This is a genomic window from Lentzea sp. NPDC092896 (assembly GCF_044754905.1).
Classification (GTDB): domain Bacteria; phylum Actinomycetota; class Actinomycetes; order Mycobacteriales; family Pseudonocardiaceae; genus Lentzea.
The window spans coordinates 76,418-94,697 of sequence record NZ_JBIVPX010000016.1 but is presented as its reverse complement, the minus strand read 5'-3'; the positions used below and the strand labels follow the sequence as shown (position 1 = coordinate 94,697).

Here is an 18,280-nt window from a genome sequence, read left to right as displayed (position 1 = left end):
GGGGTCCTGTGATCAGGGCCCCTTTTCCGTCACTCGTCGCGCTTGCGCTGCTCGTCGAGCTTGCGCAGGAACTCCGGGTCGTCGTCGGGCGCGATCACCTTGCGGCCTGGGGTGTACTCCGAGTGCTGCGGGGCGAACGCTCGCCACACGAGCACAGCCACGGTGAGCGCACCGATCACCGCCAGCAGGTAGATCATCGTGTCGCCACCTCCCTTTGCCACGAGATTACCCGCGGCACAGGGATAACTACGGTTTCAGTGGCGGACGGGTTCAGTCGCCTCGGTGGTCAGCTCCGAAAGCAGAGCCTTCACCTCGGTCTCACGGAACCTGCGATGTCCTCCAGGGGTGCGGATCGAGCCGATGCGACCTGCGGTGGCCCATCGGGTCACGGTCTTCGGGTCGACCCGGAACAGATTGGCGACTTCCCCAGGCGTCAAGAGCCGCTCGGTGGCTGCAGTCACTCGTCCTCCTCAGATCAGACGTTCCGGTCTGATCGTGGCATCTGACCCATCAGGTACTCGAACGCTTGTTTTTTGGTAAAGAGGTAGTAAGGGACGACCGGGGCGAACCGGACAGTTCAGTCTGCGCTCGCTCCGCTCGCGCGGCGAGTTCGCCGGGAAGTCGGTCGTCCGGCCCCCGCTTCGCGCCGAATCGCCTGCGGCGGTTGACACGAAGAGGGACCCGGACGACCGACGCGAACTCGCGGCCATGTGACCCCTGCTACGTGTGTGCACGCGTGGGCATAGGGTGTTCGGGGTGGATGCTCTTGATCGACAGATCATCGCCGCACTTCGTGCCAACGGACGGGCCACGTACGCCGACCTCGGCAGGCAGGTCGGCCTGTCCGCCTCCGCCGTGCACGAGCGGGTCGGCAAGCTCGAGTCCAGCGGCGTGATCGTCGGGTATCACGCGGTCGTCGACCCCAGCGCGGTCGGGCTGGGCGTGACGGCCCTGATCGGCATCCACCCCACCGACATCGCGGACGACAACGAGGTCGCGGTCGCGCTGGCCGAGCTCAACGAGGTCGAGTCCTGCTACCGGGTGGCGGGCGACGAGTCGTTCATCGTCAAGGTCAGGGTCGCGACGGTTGACGATCTGGAGCGCGCGCTCGGGCGGTTGCGGCGCATCCACGGTGTGGCCCGCACGCGTACGACGGTGGTGCTCTCCACGCGCTTCGAGGGGCGCCCGAACACCGGTGACGAGGAAGGCGACGTAACCTGAACGGGTGCTCGCTCGTGATGTGACGCTCTACGTCCTCGCCCGCCTCGGCCTCGTGGTCGTGGTGATGGGCGCGCTCATGTTGTTCAAGGTTCCTTTGCTGCCCGCCCTCGCCGTGGGCGTGGTCGTGGCGCTGCCGGCGTCGCTGTTCATCTTCAAGGGGCTGCGGCAGCGGGTCGCGACCGGCCTCGACGCGCACCAGGCGGTGCGCAGGGCCGAGCGCGAGAAGCTGCGTTCCGAACTGCGTGGTGACGAAGGTCCTCTCACCCAGGCGTAGGACGTCTGCCCGGTTATCGTGCGGGCTGTGAGTACCTCCGTTGACCGCGTTTGCAGCAGGACCAGGCACTGGGTGTGCGAGGCCGTCGGGATCATCGAGGCGGACGCGAACCGCAGCGCGGACACGCATCTGCTGCGCTACCCGTTGCCGCTCGAGTGGGGCATCGACCTCTACCTGAAGGACGAGTCGACGCACCCCACGGGTTCGTTGAAGCACCGGCTGGCGCGCTCGTTGTTCCTCTACGCGATCTGCAACGGCTGGATCACCGGTGGCACGCCCGTCATCGAGGCCTCCTCCGGTTCCACGGCGGTGTCCGAGGCGTACTTCGCCCGGCTGCTCGGGCTGCCGTTCATCGCGGTGATGCCCCGCTCGACCTCGGCCGAGAAGGTCGCGCTGATCGAGCGTCAGGGCGGCAAGTGCCACTTCATCGACGAGCCGTCGGCGCTCTACGACGAGTCGCGGCGGCTGGCGGCCGAACTCGGTGGCCACTTCATGGACCAGTTCACGCACGCCGAGCGCGCCACGGACTGGCGGGGCAACAACAACATCGCCGAGTCGATCTTCGAGCAGATGAAGCTGGAACCGTCGCCGACCCCCGACTGGATCGTCGTGGGCGCGGGCACGGGCGGCACGTCGGCCACGATCGGCCGGTACATCCACTACCAGAAGCTGAACACGCGGCTCGCCGTCGTCGACCCGGAGCACTCGGTCTTCTTCGACGCGTGGCGTGACGGCAACCGCGACCTGGTGGCGACGCGCGGTTCCGGCATCGAGGGCATCGGGCGGCCGCGGGTGGAGCCGTCGTTCATCGGCGAGGTCATCGACCGGATGATCAAGGTGCCGGACGCGTCGTCCGTCGCGACGATCCGGTACGTGGAGGACCTGCTCGGCCGGCGGGTCGGCGGGTCGACCGGAACGAATCTCTGGGGAGCGTTCCAGATCGTGGCCGAGATGAGGCAGTCTCGCACCCGCGGAAGCGTGGTGACTTTGCTGTGCGACGGTGGCGAGCGTTACGCGAACACCTATTACGACGACACATGGGTATCCGCTCAGGGCATGCATCTCGACCCGTGCCTTGAACGTCTCAACAACTTCCACCGCACGGGGAACTGGTGACGAGCGTTCTGCGTCACAGCGTGACCTGAGCACCTGAGTCCGCAGGGGGGACGCTGTGTCGACGCTGTTCACCGACGCGGCCGAGATGCGCGCGTACGCCGAGTACCTGCGCGCCGAGGCCCAAGAGTTCGACACGATCCGCAAGTACGTCCACGCCACGGCGTGCGACAAGGCGGGCTTCACCGGCCTGCTGACGTTGCTGCAGCCGGGCGTGGACATCGTGCGCGCGTTGTTCGACGAGACGCTCGACTTCGGCAAGTCGAAGCTCGAAGGCACGGCCGCGGCGGTGGACGCGACGGCGAAGGGCTACGAGGACATCGACGCCCTTCAGCGGCGGATCTTCGAGGGGCTGCTGAAGTGACCACCGCGTCCTACAGCGCCCCGCGCCCGGTCGCGGCCTCGCTCAAGCAGCCCGACGTCGACACGGCGTCGTTGAACGACGTCCTGCGCGACCAGGGCTGGGGCGTTCAGGCGGTCAACTGGGTGTTCGAGGCCGTGACCGGCGAGAGCCTGGTCTCCACGATCATCACGCCGATCACCGGCGACTGGTCGAAGATCCGTGCGGACGGCGACGCCTGGCGCATGGTCGGCAACGCCATGAACGACGTCTCGTACAACCTCACGGACGCCGTGGGCAAGGTGCGCGGCCACTGGGACGGCGACGCGGCCCGCGCCCACGAGAAGTACATCGCTCTCGGCTGGAAGGCCGGCCTGCTCGCGGAGATGGGCGTCGCCCAGCTGATCGCGAAGGGCTTCGACACGGTCGCCTCCGGCGCCGAGGCCCTGGGCAAGCAGGCCGCGCGCCTGCTCGACTACCTCGTCAACAAGCTCCTCGAAGCCGCCGCCACCGTCTGGATCCCGGTCGCCGGCTGGATCAAGGCAGCCGAGATGGTCTGGAACGCGTACCAGATCTACCGGCGCGTGATGGACATCATCGACACGGTCCAGAAGCTCATCGCCGACGTGAAGGCGCTCTTCGACGCCGTCGGCCGCGTCTTCTCCGCCATCGGCAAGCTGAAGGACGCCGACTCCCTGGCCGAGGCCATGAACGCCACCCAGGAGGTGGCCGAGGCGGGCCGCGACGTCCGCAACGCCGTCAGGGACATCAGCGACGACGCCGCGTCCATCAAGGACTCGGCCACCGAGATCGCCGACCGGGGCCGCGACATCGGCTCGCACGTCCGCGAGGTCTACACCCCGCAAGGCGGCTCCGAGGACACCAAACCGGCCGCCGTCTCCTCCGTGGCACCCGGCGGCGCCCCGGTAGCGCCCGCGCCCGCGGTGCACGGCGGCCCCGACGCCCCCGCCACCCACGCGGCGGCGGCCACCGGCTCAGCCACGTCCGCACCGCCTTCCCTGGGCGGCGGCGGAGGTGGCGGCATGCCGACCGGTGGCGTTCCCGCCGGCGGTCACGCCAGCTCAGGCGGCGTGCCTTCGCCCGGCGGCACACCTGCCTCGGGCGGCCACGGCCCCGTCGTGCCACCCAGCACGAACACCACGCACGCGGCCGGAGCGGCCCCCGCCGCAGCCCCGCCGGCGCCCCACCAGACCCCCATGGGCGGCGCGATGCCGATGGGCGCCCCCATGGCTCCAGGGGCAGGCGGCGGCGACCAGACCAGGAGCTCCGGCTCCCGTCCGGGAGCGGGCGGCGTCCCGTCCTTCCCGAGCGCGGGCGCCCCGGCCGGACCCAAGGCCCCCACGGGCCTGCCGACCCCTCCCGGACACGCCTCAGGCCTGCCCAGCCCGCCCACGACCCCGGCGTCCGGCACCGGCACCCGCCCCGGCGGCTCCGGCCTGCCCACGCCTCCGTCGGGCCCCGGCGCGCCGGGCAGCCACCCCGCCCCGCACCAGACGCCAGGTTCGCCCGGCAGCCACCCTGCGTCCGGCTCCGGCCTGCCGACCCCGCCCAACTCCGGCGCGCACGGGACGCCCGGTTCCGGCCTGCCGACCCCGCCGAACTCGGGTGCTCACCCGACGCCCGGCTCCGGCCTGCCCACGCCTCCTGGCCACCCGAGCGCCGGCACAGGCACGGCGACCGCCCCCGCCCCGTCCCACACGGGCGGCGGCCTGCCGTCGCCTCCTGGACACCCGGCCCCGAGCGCAGGCGGCGGTTTGCCTTCCCCGCCCGGACACCCGAGCCCCGGCACGGACCACCCGGCGCCGAGTTCCGGTGGCGGCCTCCCGTCGCCTCCTGGACACCCGGCCCCGAGCGCGGGCGGCGGTTTGCCTTCCCCGCCCGGACACCCGAGCCCCAGCACGGACCACCCGACCCCCAGCGGCTCGGCACCGCACGACGGCGGCACGCGTCCCCACGACACGACTCCGTCCGGTACCGCCCCGCACGACCCGCCGAGCCCGCGTCCGCACGACACCACGCCCAACGGGTCCCACGACACCAAGCCCCACGACACCCCGGACGGCACCAAGCCGCACGACGCCGACACCCGGCCGCACGACGCTGACCCGAAGCCGCACGACGCTGACACCAAGCCCCACGACAGCGACGCGAAGCCGCACGACGCCGACACCAAGCCCCACGACGACGACGCCCGGCCCGACGACGGCAAGCCGCACGACACCGACACGAGCGGTGCCGACGACGTCAAGCCCCACGACACCCAGCCGGACCACGACACCCCGGCCACCCACGACACCGACCCCAAGCCCGGCCACGACGACGCCACCACCCCCGGCCACAACGACAACGGCGACGGCAGCAGCACCCCGCCGCCCACCGGCCCGGACCTCAAGGGCCACTTCGACGCGGCCGCCATGGCGGCGCAGGGTCAGGGCTACCAGCACCAGCTTGAGCAGATGCTGCCCAACCAGGCCGACCGCGACCGCTACGTCGAGCTGAGCCAGAAGCTGTCCACCGACCTGAGCGCGAGCGAGGCCCAGCACGTGGCCGACGTCCGCAACCAGATCAAGGTCGACACCGGCGACATCGTCACCAAGGCCCTCAACCCGAGCGCGGTCAGCACCTACCTGCCCGACCAGCCGCACGCCGCGGGCAGCAAGCAGGAGACCTGGCAGAACCAGATGGGCGGCTCGATCGCCCGCGGCCAGGACGTGGTCGACGTCAACACGCCGCAGGGGCTCAGGGACGGCCTCGCGCTCGACGACAAGGGCAAGGGCTGGACGCCCATCCCGGCGGGCGCGCAGAACGCGATGCAGCTCCGGTACGAGATCACCGACCAGAACGCCGGCGCGCACAACGTGCCGTTCGGCGGGCCGAAGAAGGACACGCCGGACTTCACCCAGCCCGGGCCGTACCCGGCCGACCAGTACCAGTCGCCGCAGGAGAAGGCGCACTACGAGGCGTCGCAGCAGCAGATGGCGGCGGCGGGTGGCGCGACGAAGCCGTACGACGGCTACGACCCGTTCACCGGTACGGGGTCGACGATGGGCGGTATGCCGGAGTGGCGCGTTGACGGCGGCACACCGTTGCCTGATCGTGCCGAGATCTGGCAGGTGAACGCGGACGGAACTGAGAAACTGCACGCCGTGTACGACCGCAAGTTCGGCTGGACGAAGCTCTGATGACCCAGTACTCCCAGGAGATGGCCGAGTACCGCGGCGAGACCTTCTTCGCGGGCGCGGAGGGGAACGACGTGTGGATCCGCAAGATCCCCGGCATGACCTACGCGACCAGCGAGGGGTTCCAGACCTATGGGAACCGTGAGCTCAAAACGGTGGCTGTGAAGGAACTCCAGGCCTGGTACCTGGAAACCTGCACGGCCACCTGGCGCGGGCAGCCGTTCAACGTCGTCAGGACGGAGAACGGCAAGGCCGAGGCCGGGTACGCGGGCGGCGAGTACGTGTGGGCCGCGCAGAACGGGCTCGAAGGCGACCAGTACAACGGCTACCGGGCCACGCTCGACGTCGACGAGCTTCAGGACGTGCGGGTCGACCGCACCGACTTCCTGGCGCGGTGGAAGGAGAAGAACCCGGGATGAGCACCCCACAGGCCGTGCGCAAGGCGGCCGGCATCGGGCCGGAGACGATCCTGCAGAAGATCGTGCACCCCGCGATCGCGCAGCTCTACCTGGGCAACGTCGTGGTGCCCGGCAAGTTCGAACCGCACCGGGCCGCCGGCTTCGTGACGCGCGGGCAGGACTTCCCGCAGGGCACGTCGGACCAGTTCGCCGAGGCGTTCGGCGTCGACAAGGTCGCGGACTGGCCGAAGGGCACGCAGTACCTGCTGCGCTTCCTGGCCCACACCACCGAACTCTTCGACACCAGCTTCGGCGGGCCGACGCTCGACGGCGCGCAGAAGATGGGCACCACGCGCGTCTACCCGGTCCCGTTCACCGGCACCGGCTACACGCCGAGCGCGAACCCCATCCCGGAGTACGTCATGGAGCTCGCGGAACTCCCCGCGGGCACGGAACTCTGGCGCTTCGAGCCCACCGGAGAAGGCCGCAGCGTCGGCAAGTACCTCAACCGGCAGGTCGGCTGGGTCCCCACGGGAGACGTGGGCTTCGGTCCAGGAAGGTACTGGCAGGCCCCGGTTCCGCACCGGCCGACCGTCCGTCGTGGACTGATCGGCAACTACCGCGGCCAGGCCTTCGACATCGACTTCGGGCCGACGCCCGGCTCCGTTCTGCTGCACCCGCTGGCCGGTCAGCCCGCGCCGCCGGACTTCACCGAGGAGAACGGCGTCCAGTTCCTCGAGGTGCCGGACGCGGTCGTCGAGGACCTCCAGCTGGTCCGCACGCTCTGCACGTACCGGGGCGCGGAGTTCGAGATCATCGGCGTCCTGGGCGACCAGGCCGTGCTGCACTTCCTCGGCGAGAACTACGAAACGGCCAGGGAGCTCGGTCTGTCCGAAGTAGACTTCCGGCAGTGGCGCACCTTCGCGCAGCGCGCCGAGGTGGGCGACATCCGCGGTGAGGCCAGGCCGATCCAGCGCGGACTCTTCGCCAGGGAGAACTGATGACCACCCCGAACGAAAGCTGGAAGTCCGCGGAGCTGCGGGCGGCCGAGGCGCAGGTCGACGCGCGCTTCAAGGAGGCGCAGGACCTCGCGAACCGCCTCAAGGACACGCCGCTGCCGCCCGTTCCGCCGGTCGACTTCAAGGCGATCGCCCAGCAGGTCGAGCGGGCAGCGCAGGAACGGGACGCGCCCGAACAGCTCAAAGCGTTGAAGCGCAAGGTGGACGCGGGTGAGTTCACCTGGGAGGACGTCGTCTCCGGCAAGGCCGCGCAGGACCCCGACGTGCAGGCCATGCAGCAGGAGAACGTCAACAAGATGAAGCAGGCCTTCCAGATGTTGCAGGAAGGCCTGACCGCCGAAGAGATCATGGCCGCCCAGGACCCGCGCAGGAACCGGGGTGACGACGGCGACGAGAACGCCCCCGACATCTTCACGGAGGACAAGTGGTGATGACGGCCTGGCGGACACCGGACATCCTCGCGGCGGAGGACTTCCTGAGCAGCGCTGTCGCCGATGCGGACCGCGCGATGCGGTCCGCCCAGCAGAACCTCAAGGGCAAGGAACCGTCCACCGAGGACATCCGCAGGGTGATGCAGTTCGCGAAGTCCAGCGACGCCTCACCGGCGATGCGGCAGCTGGCCGACCGCATCGCGCGCGGTGCCGGCCTGAGCTGGCGTCAGGTCCTCACCGGCGAGGCGGGCCACGATCCGCTGGTGCGCCAGGCGCTCGACGCCGACCGCGCCAGGCTGGACGAGCTGATCAAGGGCGAGACGGCCCCGCCGCCACCCCCGCGCAGGCCCGTGCGGACGGACGACGACGAGCCGACCCAGTTCACCGAAGACGCCTGGTAGCGGTCAGTCCAGGACCAGGCCGACGCTGACCAGCACGGCCCACGCCAGCATCGCGATCCCGGTGAACTGCAGCACCGGGATCAGGTCGCGGCCGCCACGCCCGGCGGCCACCCGGCGCACGGCGGGCAGCAGCACCGGCGCCGCGAGGAACCCGAGCAACGCGTAAGGCACCCGCACGACCATCCCGAGCGCGATCAGGAACGGCACCGCGACCAGCGCGAGGTACAGCCTGCGCGTGTCCTTGTCGCCCAGCACCACGGCCAGGGTCCGCTTGCCCGTCACCGAGTCCGTCGGGATGTCGCGCAGGTTGTTCGCCACCAGCACCGCGGCCGAGATCGACCCCATCGCGATGGACGCGCCGATGCCGATGCCGGTGATCTCACCGGTCTGCACGTACAGCGTGCCCAGCACCGCGGCCGGGCCGAAGAAGAGGAACACCGCGATCTCGCCCAGGCCCGCGTAGCCGTACGGACGCTTGCCGCCCGTGTAGAACCACGCCCCGGCGATGCACACGGCGCCGAACCCGAGCAGCCACCAGTACCCGGACAACGCCACCAGCACCACGCCGGCCAACGCGCCGACGCCGAGTGAGATGAACGCCGCCAGCCGCACCTTGGCGGGCTCGGCGGCACCGGATCCGGTCAGGCGGAACGGTCCCACCCGGTTGTCGTCGGTGCCGCGGATGCCGTCGGAGTAGTCGTTCGCGTAGTTCACGCCGACCTGGAACGCCACCGAGACGACGAGAGCGAGCACCGTGTAGAGCACGTTGAACTCGTCGATGTGGTGCGCCGCAGCAGCTCCCACGACCACCGGGGCGATCGAGTTCGGCAGCGTGCGCGGGCGGGTCCCCTGGATCCACTGGACGACTGAGGCCATGCCTCCATCCTCCGGTATGGCTCCTGAGGACCCGCCAAAGGGGTGTATCAGCAGGCAGTAGCGCCGCTCACACCCGCGACGTACGCCTTGGCGATGTGCTTGCCCGAAGCGATGCGGTACCAGACGTTCGACGTGCCCTGCGTGCCCGACACCGACTCACCGGTGAGCTGGCAGGTCACCCTGACCTGGGCGTAGTTGCCGGCCAGACCCACCTGCGACGACGTGGAGTTCGCGCCGCTGCGGACGTTCACCGTGCCGTTGGCCGCGGACGTGCGGACCGTCCCGACAGGACCGGAGCCCGTCCACAGGTAGGTCACGGTCACCCACGAGTTCGTGGTCAGCTTGAGGCCGTCCCAGAACGTGCCGTCCGCCAGGTCGATGCCGGCCGGGTTCGCGACCTCACGGCCGTACTGGTCCTTGCCGCCGTTGTAGTTGTTCTCGTACGCGGCCTGCGCTTCGGGCTTGCCCTGCGGCAGGTCCTTCCACATCTCGCGGGTCGCGGACGCGTTCCAGTAGTCGTCCTTGGTGTTCCACGGGCCGACGTCCCACACGGGCGCCCATTCGCAACGGCCGTTCGACGCGCACACCTGCACGCTGTAGTTGCCGGAGTTCTTGTTGGCCAGGCCACGCCGCGACGGCAGCGCGACGAAGTGGTCGCGCGAGACGATCGTGTGGCCGTTCGCCGTGGTGCCGCCGACGAGACCCTCGCGCGTCGCGTAGACCCGGTACGCACGTCCAGCGGCAGCAACGGAAACGTCGTCCGCGGCAACGGTCGCCGGCGCCTGCGAAGCGGTCAGCTTCACGCGCGATGCCTTGCCACTGCTCAAAACCACGCGAGTCTCGATGGTGGACGTGGTCACCGGCAACGTCGCCGGCGCCTCCAGCCACTCGGTCCACTGGCCGTCCGCACGCAGGCCGCGCACATCGACGACACCATCGCCGGTCACCGCCGCCGTGACCGCGTTGGCGGGCTGAGCGAGTCTGTGCGTGCCGAGCTCGATCAGGCCCGTGCGCGGGGAACCGCCCCACGTGACAGTGCGGCCGCTGACGTCGGCGGCCCACTCGTTCGAGGCAGCCGCCGCCTGGGCGGGAGACGCCAGACCGACCACCAGCGTGGCGCCGGCGACCAGCGGTAACAGGTAGCGCATGAAGAAACCCCCATCGCTAGCGCGCGCGGATGGGGTTCCGCGCGCTTCGCGGGGAGAGTTGTCCTCAGCGGTAAAGGTTCACCTAAAGAGGTCGGCGACTGCTGTCCTGTCGACTTTGCCGGGTCCGCGCAACGGCAGCTCGGACACGAACCGCACCAGCTTCGGCGCCGCCGCCCTGCCCACGTCCCGTGCCACGGCGGCCCTCAGGTCGTCGACTGAAGGCTCCTCACCACGTGCGACGACCACGGCGGCCACGACCTGGCCCCACTCCTCATCCGGAAGCCCGACGACGCACGCCTCCAGCACGCCCTCAACGGTCGCCAGAGCCCGTTCGACCAGCACCGGAGGCACCTTCTCGCCGCCCGTGACGATCACGTCGTCCGCACGGCCCAGCACCTCCAGCCGCCCCTCGCGCAGCCGTCCGAGATCGCCGGTGCGGAACCACTCGCCGAACGGTTCCGCGCTGCCGCGGTACCCCAGCGCCAGCACCGGCCCGCTGATCTCGATCACGTCGTCGGTGCGCAACGAGACGCCCCGCAGCGGTTCGCCGTCGTACACGCATCCGCCGGCGGTCTCGCTCATGCCGTACGTCGTCACGACCTGCACGCCGAGCGCGCGCGCCTGCTCCAGCAGCTTCGGCGGGGTGGCGGCCCCGCCGATCAGCACGCCGTCGAACTGCCGCAGCGCCTCCAGCCCCGGCCCCTCACCGACGACGAGCCGCGAGAGTTGCGTGGGCACCAGAGCGGTGTAGTGACGTCCCGGCTGGGCCAGCACCGGTCGCGCGGCGTGCGCGAAACCCATGGCGCGGAAGCCCTTCGACATGTCGAGCACACCGGGGGTCGTGCCGGCGACGATCGACCGCACCAGCACCTGCGCCCCTGCGATGTGACCGGTGGGCAGCGCCAGCAGCCACGTGCCGGGCCCGCCGAGGCGTTCGTGCGTGGCCTGGGCGGACGTCGTCAGCGCGTCCGCGTCGAGCAGCACGGTCTTCGGCTCGCCCGTCGACCCGGAGGTCGGCACGCCGAGCACGGCCCGCTTCTCCCAGCCGTCGAGCGGGCCGTCCACCAGCGGGTCGCCGCCCTGCAGGGCCGCGCGCAGTTCGTCGAGCATGTTCTACCTGCTCAGAAGTAGTACGGGTAGTTGGACCAGTCGGGGTCGCGCTTCTCCAGGAACGAGTCCCGTCCCTCGACGGCCTCGTCGGTCATGTACGCGAGCCTGGTCGTCTCGCCGGCGAAGATCTGCTGTCCCACCAGGCCGTCGTCGATCAGGTTGAACGCGTACTTCAGCATCCGCTGGGCGGTCGGCGACTTCCCGTTGATCTCGCGCGCCCACTGCAGCGCCGTCGTCTCGAGCTCGGCGTGCGGCACGACCTCGTTGACCGCGCCCATCTTGTACATGTCCTCGGCGGAGTACGTGCGGCCGAGGAAGAAGATCTCGCGGGCGAACTTCTGCCCGACCTGCCGTGCGAGGTAGGCCGAGCCGTAGCCGCCGTCGAACGAGCCGACGTCCGCGTCGGTCTGCTTGAACTTCGCGTGCTCGGCGCTCGCGATCGTGAGGTCGCACACGACGTGCAGGCTGTGCCCGCCGCCGGCCGCCCAGCCGGGAACGACCGCGATGACGACCTTCGGCATGAACCTGATCAGCCGCTGGCACTCGAGGATGTGCAACCGCCCCGCACGTGCCGGATCCACGCTCTCGGCCGTCTCACCGGAGGCGTACTGGTACCCGCTGCGACCACGAATCCGCTGGTCACCGCCACTGCAGAAGGCCCAGCCGCCGTCCTTGGCGCTGGGGCCGTTGCCGGTCAGCAGCACGCACCCGACGTCCGACGACATCCGCGCGTGGTCCAGTGCCCGGTACAGCTCGTCCACCGTGTGCGGCCGGAACGCGTTGCGCACCTCGGGCCGGTTGAACGCGATGCGGACCGTGCCCTGGTCGAGCGCGCGGTGGTAGGTGATGTCGGTGAAGTCGAAGCCTTCGATCGGCTTCCACAACGACGGGTCGAAGAGCTCCTGATCTGCCACGGACGAGACTCTAAGCCGCCTGCGCCGAGGGCCGCTCCCGGACACTCGACGACGCGAGGGCCTGGTCTGTGATCCGATCGCGCCGGCGGGCCTGCTTCTTGCCGGCGAACTGGTCGAGGGTGCCCAGAGTGGTGGACGTTGTGCGGCTCCGGCTCCTGTGTCGTCCCCCACCCCCGTTCTCAGCAGGGCAGAGATGCCGACTGGGACAATCGAGAGATGAACGGGTCATCTGCCCACGCGAGGCTGATCGTCGACGAGCTGGTGCGCAACGGCGTGCGTCACGTCGTGCTGTGCCCCGGTTCGCGCAACGCCCCGCTGTCGTTCGCGCTGCACCAGGCCGAGCAGCAGGGCCTGCTCACGGTGCACGTGCGCATCGACGAGCGCAGTGGCGGCTTCCTCGCGCTGGGTCTCGCGAAGACCGGCGAACCGGCCGTGGTGACGTGCACCAGCGGTACCGCCGTCGCGAACCTGCACCCGGCCGTCATCGAGGCGCAGCTCACGAACGTGCCGCTGATCGCGCTGACGGCAGACCGCCCCGTCGACCTCTACCGCACCGGCGCCAGCCAGACGATCGACCAGTACGACGTGCTCGGCATCCCGACGCTGCACATGCCGGAGGGCGCCGACGAGCCGACGACCCGCTCGTTGATCTGCCGCGCGATCGCCACGGACGGCCCGTCGCACGTCAACGTGCCTTTCCGGCCGCCTTTGACGCCGTCCGACGACGCGTGGCCCGCGTCGGACCGCGGCCCGTGGACGGAGACGGACCGCACGTTCACCGTCGAGACCCGGCCGTCCTCGCTGCCGGCCCGCACGCTGGTGCTGCTCGGTGACGACCGTCCGGAACGGCTGCTGAAGGCCTCGCGGCTGGGGTGGCCGGTGATCGCCGAGCCGACCGCGCCCGGCGGCCTGCGGCACGGGTCGTTGCTGCTCAACGCGGGCCTGCCGGAGCAGCTGAAGCCCGACGCCGTGCTCGTCGTCGGCCGCGTCACCCTGTCGCGGGGTCAGCAGGCGCTGCTGGGAAGCGCTCCAATCGTGCACGCGGTCGGTGACCGGGCGCAGTGGCCGGACGTGCAGTTCACCGCCACGCGTGCGTCGACCTGGCTGCCCGAGCCCGCCGCGCTCGACGGCGAGTGGCTGCAGTCGTGGCAGAGCGCCGTGAAGAACGTCAGCGTGGCCGTCGACGACCTCCTGGACGCCGAGCCGTGGCCGACCGGCCTGCACGTCGCGCGTGATCTGACGCAGGCGATGCCGTCGGGTTCGTTGCTGTTCGTGGGCTCGTCCAACCCGATCCGCGACGTCGACTTCGCGGGGGAGCGGCGTTCGGACATCGCCGTGCACGCCAACCGGGGTGCCGCGGGCATCGATGGAAGCGTGTCCACGGCCATCGGACTCGCCCTGAACCACGACGGGCCGGCGTTCGCGCTGATGGGCGACCTGACGTTCCTGCACGACAGCAACGGCCTGCTGGCTGACCGAGTGCCGGACCTGACGATCGTCGTGCTCAACGACGACGGAGGTGGGATCTTTTCATTGCTGGAACAAGGCGCACCGGAGTACGGCGGAAGTTTCGAAAGGATTTTCGGCACCCCGCACGGGACTGATCTGACCGCTTTGTGCGCGGGCTACCGAATTCCGCACTCCACTGTGGACGACCAGGAGGAGTTCCGTAGCGCGATTGCGTCACCCAAGGGCCTCCAAGTGGTCGAAGTGCAGGCAAAACGCGACGAACTGCGCGCGTTGCACCAACGTCTCAAGTCGACGGTGTCAACCTTTTTCACCAGGTAGGAAACATACGTAAGTCGGTAGTTCGTCCATGATCGTGTGGATAGCGTCCGCCGCATGTCGATCAGATCAAAGACGACGGCCGCGGTGGCGTCCGCGGCCGCGATTACGTTCTTCGCGGGGACGGCGCTGGCGGCGTCTCCGGGTGCTCCCGGAGCCGGCGACCCGTACTTCCCGACGTACGGCAACGGCGGGTACGACGTCTCCCACTACGACATCAGGCTCAACTACAACCCGACCGGCGACCAGCTGTCGGGCACCACGACGATCCTGGCCAAGGCCACCGAGGACCTCACGCAGTTCAACCTCGACTTCCTGCTCAAGGTGAAGTCGGTCAGGGTGAACAACGTGCCGTCCTCGTTCGTCTCGGACAACGGCGAGCTCACGCTCACCCCGCGCGGCGGCGTCCGCAAGGGCCAGGACCTCACGATCGTCGTCACCTACGCCGACAGCCCGTCGACGGTGAAGGACCGCAACGGCTTCACGGCGTGGACGAAGACCGTCGACGGCGCACTGGCCATCGGCGAGCCGGAGATCGCCTCCTGGTGGTTCCCGTCCAACGACCACCCCACCGACAAGGCCACCTTCGACGTCAACGTCGCCGTGCCGAACGGCGTCGAGGCGATCTCGAACGGCACCTTCGTCGGCCAGACCCGCCAGATCAACGGCTACACCCGCTGGAACTGGCGCAGCACCAAGCCGCAGGCGACCTACCTGACGTTCCTGACCATCGGCCAGTTCGAGCTCCGCCAGGGCACCACCCCGTCGGGCCAGCCGTACGTCAACGCCTACTCCGAGCGCCTCGGCGAGAACGCCGACGCCGCGAAGGCCAGCGTCGAGCGCACGCCCGAGGTCATCGAGTTCCTGTCGGAGAACTTCGGCCCGTACCAGTTCGAGGCGCAGGGCGGCGTGGTCACCCCGAACCTCGGCTACGCGCTGGAGAACCAGACCCGCCCGAACTACGACACGGGCTTCTTCCGCCGCGGCGCCAACACCTACGTCGTCGCGCACGAGCTGGGCCACCAGTGGTTCGGCGACGCGGTCTCGGTCCACCACTGGCGGGACATCTGGCTGAACGAGGGCTTCGCCTCCTACGCGGAGTTCCTCTGGTCCGAGCACGTCGGTGAGGGCACGGCGCAGGAGAACGCCGACTTCACCTACGACCTGTACCCGGCCGACAGCGAGTTCTGGAACGTCCTGCCCGGCGACCCCGGTGCCGGCGCGGTGTTCGACGGCGCCGTCTACGACCGCGGTGCGCTGGCCGTGCACGCCCTGCGCGTGGCCGTGGGCGACGAGAAGTTCTTCGAGATCCTCAAGACCTGGGTGGCCGAGAAGAAGTACTCGGACGCCACGATCGAGGAGTTCATCGCGTTGTCGGAGCGGGTCTCCGGCCAGCAGCTCGACCAGCTGTTCCAGACGTGGCTGTTCACGAAGGGCAAGCCGGCCGAGGCGCCCGGACGTGCGGCGGACGTCGCGTCGAAGTCTTTGTCCGTTGCTTCGGGCAAGGCCGCGGAGCCGAAGTCGCGCGCCAAGATCCAGCTGACGCACGAACTGCTGGACGCGCACAAGTAGTTCGCGGACAAGTGGTTCGTGCGCAAGTGGTTCGCGCACAAGCAGTTCCGGACTGTCAGACCGGCTGAGTACGTTATGACGCAGGGGTTCCCAGCTCGGGGGGACCCCTGCGTCAGCGTGTGGAGGGGCCTTGACCACAGACCAAGACCGCCCTGGAGCCGTGGCCTGGCCACCCGCCCCGATCAAGACCGAACGACTCGTCCTCCGCCAGTCGGAGCCCCGCGACCGGCCGCGGTTCGTGGACCTGTTCGCCTCGCCGGAGGTCGGCACCTACATCGGCGGCGCCCAATCGCGCGACGAGGTGGAACGCACCGCGCCCGAGGTGCCAGGCCGTCGCTTCGGCTTCTTCGTGGTCGAACTCGACGGCACGATGATCGGCATGATCACGTTCGACCGCCGCGATCCCGCGCGCAAGGGCCGAGTCTGGCCGGACGCGGGGGAGGCCGAGCTCGGCTACCTGTTCCTGCCGCACTCGTGGGGCCACGGCTACGCGGCCGAGGCGTGCGCGGCGGCACTCGACTGGTTCACCGGCGCGCACCCAGGCGAACCGGTGGTGCTGTCGACCCAACTCGCCAACAAAGCCTCGCTTCGCCTCGTGGCGAAGCTGGGGTTCACCGAGGTGGACCGGTTCGAGGAGTACGGCGCCGAGCAGTGGTTCGGCGTGCTGACGAATGGCTGAGGACGCCCCGGCCTGGGCCTACGAGCGAGCCGAACTGCACCCGCACGACCCGCGATGGGCCGGCCGCGCGGCAACGGAGCGCGACAGCCTCCGGCAACTGCTGAACCCCTGGCTGGTCGACGGCGTCGAACACATCGGCTCCACAGCCGTCCCAGGCCTCTCCGCCAAGCCGATCATCGACCTGATGGCCTCGGTCACCGACCTGGACACCGTCGTCACCAACGCGTCCGATCTCCTCGCCGCAGCCGGCTGGTCCTACGTGCCCAAGGAACTCGACAACCGCCCGTGGCGCCGCTTCTTCGTCAAACCGGACGCCACCCACCAGCGCCGAGAAGCCCACCTGCACCTGATCCAGGCAGGCCACCAGAGGTGGACCGACCAGATCCGCTTCCGAGACGTGTTGAGAAGCGACGAAGAACGAGCGCAAGCCTACGAAGACCTGAAACGGCAACTAGCTCAACAAAGCGGCCACGACCGTGAGGCGTACACGAACGGCAAGGCGGCCTTCGTTGCTAGAGCCCTTCAAGGGCCTCACGCATAGGCCGCATCTTGGCGTGCGCCTCCTGCACCTCGATGTCGGGATCCGAGTCGGCCACCAGCCCGCACCCGGCGAACAACCGAGCCGTCGACCCCGAGATCTGCGCGCAACGCAGCGCGATCCCGAGCTCCCCGTCCCCGTTCCCGTCGATCCATCCGACGGGTCCGGCGTACCGCCCGCGATCCATCCCCTCCAGCTGCGAGATCAGCTGAGTCGCGTCCAGCCGGGGCGTCCCGCCCACGGCGGCGGTCGGATGCACCGCCTCGCCGAGGTGCAGCAACGACACCGACGACTCCAACGTCCCGATCACGTCCGAGGAAAGATGCGACACGTTGGGCAGCCGCAGAACGGAAGGCCCCTCGACGGACATGGTCGTGCAAAAGGGCCGCAACGTCTCCGCGAGAGAGGTGATCGCGTAGTCGTGTTCCTCGAGGTTCTTCTCCGACGACATCAACGCCGAAGCAAGCTCCTCATCGGACACCCCGTCGTGCGGCCAGGTGGTCCCGGCGAGCACCCGCGAGTCCACGACGGACCCGGTCCGCCGCAGCAGCAGTTCGGGCGTGGCGCCGACCAGGCCGTCCACGGCGTAGGCCCAGCACTCGGGATAGCGCCGGGCGAGACCCTGCAGCACGAACCGCTGGTCCAGCCGCCGGTCGGTGCGCGCCACCAGGTCGTGGGCCAGCACCACCTTGTCCAGCTCGCCGCCGCGCATCCGGTGAACGGCCTCGCGCACGGCCTCGCGGTACTGCGTGACCGGCAGCTGACCGTTCGAGTACCGCACCGTCGAAGGCCGCGACAACGGCGTGACCAGCGGCGCGGGGTCCGATGCGCCGATCGTGGTGACCCACTGCTCGCCGTTGCGGCGGCCGACGACCACCTCGGGCACGATCAGCACCGAGTCGCCCGGCGAGTCGGCGAAGGCCATCGAGACGAACGCCACGGGGCCGCTGCCCGGCACGCCCAGTTCGTCGTCCACGTCGAGGTGCGACACGAACTCCTGCCACCACTTGTCGGCCTGCGCGAACCTGTCCGGTCCGCTGACCTCCAGCCGTGCCGCCTCGCCCCAGCCGACCAGGCCGGACCCGTCGCGCACCCATGCGAGCGCGCGCTCCGGGTCGGGCAGCATTCCGAGCAGGTCACCGGCGGTGTCCCGTTTCGACCGGACGCGGATTCGCTGCCGTGCTCGCGATGTCGGTGCTGAGGTCACTCTTTGACTGTATGGACCTCAACCTGAAAGCGCGGCATCCGCCCGGCTCTAGAC

At 69.8% G+C, this 18,280-nt stretch carries 20 protein-coding genes; 13 read left to right on the top strand and 7 right to left on the bottom strand.

The features are described 5' to 3' along the window. Positions 1-29: 29 nt before the first annotated feature. The gene (locus tag ACIQF0_RS45445; protein WP_086667950.1) at positions 30-197 is read right to left on the bottom strand and encodes a hypothetical protein; all 168 of its coding nucleotides are present in this window, start codon (positions 195-197) and stop codon (positions 30-32) included. Positions 198-254: 57 nt separating this feature from the next. Further along, the gene (locus ACIQF0_RS45440) at positions 255-461 is read right to left on the bottom strand and encodes a BldC family transcriptional regulator (RefSeq protein WP_030473853.1); all 207 of its coding nucleotides are present in this window, start codon (positions 459-461) and stop codon (positions 255-257) included. 295 nt (positions 462-756) lie between these two features. Here ACIQF0_RS45440 and ACIQF0_RS45435 point away from each other — a divergent pair, with 295 nt between their 5' ends. Genes ACIQF0_RS45435 through ACIQF0_RS45395 form a run of 9 tightly spaced genes read left to right on the top strand, consistent with a single transcriptional unit; the run spans position 757 to position 8,397 of the window. Next, positions 757-1,221 (top strand): Lrp/AsnC family transcriptional regulator, encoded by a 465-nt coding sequence (locus tag ACIQF0_RS45435; RefSeq protein ID WP_093605870.1) that lies wholly within the window; start codon positions 757-759, stop codon positions 1,219-1,221. A gap of 4 nt (positions 1,222-1,225) precedes the next feature. Continuing rightward, positions 1,226-1,495 (top strand): DUF4229 domain-containing protein, encoded by a 270-nt coding sequence (locus tag ACIQF0_RS45430; RefSeq protein WP_401040955.1) that lies wholly within the window; start codon positions 1,226-1,228, stop codon positions 1,493-1,495. Between the two features lie 27 nt (positions 1,496-1,522). Continuing rightward, positions 1,523-2,611, top strand: coding sequence for a PLP-dependent cysteine synthase family protein (locus tag ACIQF0_RS45425; protein WP_360045195.1), 1,089 nt, complete (start codon positions 1,523-1,525; stop codon positions 2,609-2,611). A gap of 55 nt (positions 2,612-2,666) precedes the next feature. Further along, positions 2,667-2,972 carry a hypothetical protein gene (locus ACIQF0_RS45420; RefSeq protein ID WP_360045192.1) on the top strand — a complete coding sequence of 102 codons (306 nt, stop codon included), beginning with the start codon at positions 2,667-2,669 and terminating at the stop codon, positions 2,970-2,972. Next, the gene (locus ACIQF0_RS45415; protein WP_401040951.1) at positions 2,969-6,151 is read left to right on the top strand and encodes a hypothetical protein; all 3,183 of its coding nucleotides are present in this window, start codon (positions 2,969-2,971) and stop codon (positions 6,149-6,151) included. Before ACIQF0_RS45420 ends, ACIQF0_RS45415 begins: the two co-directional genes overlap by 4 nt. Continuing rightward, positions 6,151-6,567, top strand: a complete 417-nt coding sequence (locus tag ACIQF0_RS45410) for a hypothetical protein (protein WP_401040948.1) — start codon at positions 6,151-6,153, stop codon at positions 6,565-6,567. The genes ACIQF0_RS45415 and ACIQF0_RS45410 overlap by 1 nt, the downstream gene beginning before the upstream one ends. Beyond that, positions 6,564-7,547 carry a hypothetical protein gene (locus tag ACIQF0_RS45405; RefSeq protein ID WP_401040945.1) on the top strand — a complete coding sequence of 328 codons (984 nt, stop codon included), beginning with the start codon at positions 6,564-6,566 and terminating at the stop codon, positions 7,545-7,547. The genes ACIQF0_RS45410 and ACIQF0_RS45405 overlap by 4 nt, the downstream gene beginning before the upstream one ends. Beyond that, complete coding sequence (locus ACIQF0_RS45400; protein ID WP_401040943.1) at positions 7,547-7,996, top strand: hypothetical protein; 450 nt, start codon at positions 7,547-7,549, stop codon at positions 7,994-7,996. Before ACIQF0_RS45405 ends, ACIQF0_RS45400 begins: the two co-directional genes overlap by 1 nt. Further along, positions 7,996-8,397 (top strand): hypothetical protein, encoded by a 402-nt coding sequence (locus tag ACIQF0_RS45395; RefSeq protein WP_401040940.1) that lies wholly within the window; start codon positions 7,996-7,998, stop codon positions 8,395-8,397. Before ACIQF0_RS45400 ends, ACIQF0_RS45395 begins: the two co-directional genes overlap by 1 nt. A gap of 3 nt (positions 8,398-8,400) precedes the next feature. On the opposite strand, the gene ACIQF0_RS45390 is transcribed toward ACIQF0_RS45395, so the two are convergent. The 4 genes from ACIQF0_RS45390 to ACIQF0_RS45375 all read right to left on the bottom strand — a co-directional run bounded on the left by ACIQF0_RS45390 (position 8,401) and on the right by ACIQF0_RS45375 (position 12,445). Then, positions 8,401-9,273 (bottom strand): 1,4-dihydroxy-2-naphthoate polyprenyltransferase, encoded by an 873-nt coding sequence (locus ACIQF0_RS45390; RefSeq protein ID WP_401040938.1) that lies wholly within the window; start codon positions 9,271-9,273, stop codon positions 8,401-8,403. 47 nt (positions 9,274-9,320) lie between these two features. Beyond that, complete coding sequence (locus tag ACIQF0_RS45385; protein WP_360045172.1) at positions 9,321-10,421, bottom strand: hypothetical protein; 1,101 nt, start codon at positions 10,419-10,421, stop codon at positions 9,321-9,323. 78 nt (positions 10,422-10,499) lie between these two features. Next, positions 10,500-11,531: an o-succinylbenzoate--CoA ligase gene (gene menE, locus ACIQF0_RS45380; RefSeq protein ID WP_401040935.1), complete on the bottom strand. Its 1,032-nt coding sequence runs from the start codon at positions 11,529-11,531 to the stop codon at positions 10,500-10,502. A gap of 11 nt (positions 11,532-11,542) precedes the next feature. Further along, positions 11,543-12,445: a 1,4-dihydroxy-2-naphthoyl-CoA synthase gene (locus tag ACIQF0_RS45375; protein WP_093605881.1), complete on the bottom strand. Its 903-nt coding sequence runs from the start codon at positions 12,443-12,445 to the stop codon at positions 11,543-11,545. A gap of 216 nt (positions 12,446-12,661) precedes the next feature. On the opposite strand from ACIQF0_RS45375, the gene menD reads away from it, so the two are divergent. The 4 genes from menD (at position 12,662) to ACIQF0_RS45355 (ending at position 17,022) form a co-directional block, all read left to right on the top strand. Next, complete coding sequence (gene menD, locus ACIQF0_RS45370; protein ID WP_401040931.1) at positions 12,662-14,233, top strand: 2-succinyl-5-enolpyruvyl-6-hydroxy-3-cyclohexene-1-carboxylic-acid synthase; 1,572 nt, start codon at positions 12,662-12,664, stop codon at positions 14,231-14,233. 54 nt (positions 14,234-14,287) lie between these two features. Then, positions 14,288-15,802: a M1 family metallopeptidase gene (locus ACIQF0_RS45365; RefSeq protein ID WP_401040928.1), complete on the top strand. Its 1,515-nt coding sequence runs from the start codon at positions 14,288-14,290 to the stop codon at positions 15,800-15,802. Between the two features lie 130 nt (positions 15,803-15,932). After that, positions 15,933-16,481, top strand: coding sequence for a GNAT family N-acetyltransferase (locus tag ACIQF0_RS45360; protein WP_401040926.1), 549 nt, complete (start codon positions 15,933-15,935; stop codon positions 16,479-16,481). Beyond that, entirely contained in the window at positions 16,474-17,022 is a 549-nt protein-coding gene (locus ACIQF0_RS45355) for a GrpB family protein (RefSeq protein ID WP_401040923.1), read from the top strand. The genes ACIQF0_RS45360 and ACIQF0_RS45355 overlap by 8 nt, the downstream gene beginning before the upstream one ends. On the opposite strand, the gene ACIQF0_RS45350 is transcribed toward ACIQF0_RS45355, so the two are convergent. Beyond that, on the bottom strand, positions 16,994-18,226 hold the full coding sequence (locus tag ACIQF0_RS45350) for an isochorismate synthase (protein WP_330272237.1): 1,233 nt from the start codon (positions 18,224-18,226) through the stop codon (positions 16,994-16,996). The genes ACIQF0_RS45355 and ACIQF0_RS45350 overlap by 29 nt on opposite strands. Between the last annotated feature and the right edge of the window lie 54 nt (positions 18,227-18,280).

Coding starts and splice junctions, on each gene's coding strand:
- ACIQF0_RS45385 (WP_360045172.1), bottom strand. CDS start 10,421: ATGCGCTACCTGTTACCGCTGGTCGCCGGCGCCACGCTGGTGGTCGGT.
- menE (WP_401040935.1), bottom strand. CDS start 11,531: ATGCTCGACGAACTGCGCGCGGCCCTGCAGGGCGGCGACCCGCTGGTG.
- menD (WP_401040931.1), top strand. CDS start 12,662: ATGAACGGGTCATCTGCCCACGCGAGGCTGATCGTCGACGAGCTGGTG.
- ACIQF0_RS45400 (WP_401040943.1), top strand. CDS start 7,547: ATGACCACCCCGAACGAAAGCTGGAAGTCCGCGGAGCTGCGGGCGGCC.
- ACIQF0_RS45390 (WP_401040938.1), bottom strand. CDS start 9,273: ATGGCCTCAGTCGTCCAGTGGATCCAGGGGACCCGCCCGCGCACGCTG.
- ACIQF0_RS45445 (WP_086667950.1), bottom strand. CDS start 197: ATGATCTACCTGCTGGCGGTGATCGGTGCGCTCACCGTGGCTGTGCTC.
- ACIQF0_RS45355 (WP_401040923.1), top strand. CDS start 16,474: ATGGCTGAGGACGCCCCGGCCTGGGCCTACGAGCGAGCCGAACTGCAC.
- ACIQF0_RS45365 (WP_401040928.1), top strand. CDS start 14,288: ATGTCGATCAGATCAAAGACGACGGCCGCGGTGGCGTCCGCGGCCGCG.
- ACIQF0_RS45410 (WP_401040948.1), top strand. CDS start 6,151: ATGACCCAGTACTCCCAGGAGATGGCCGAGTACCGCGGCGAGACCTTC.
- ACIQF0_RS45405 (WP_401040945.1), top strand. CDS start 6,564: ATGAGCACCCCACAGGCCGTGCGCAAGGCGGCCGGCATCGGGCCGGAG.
- ACIQF0_RS45395 (WP_401040940.1), top strand. CDS start 7,996: ATGACGGCCTGGCGGACACCGGACATCCTCGCGGCGGAGGACTTCCTG.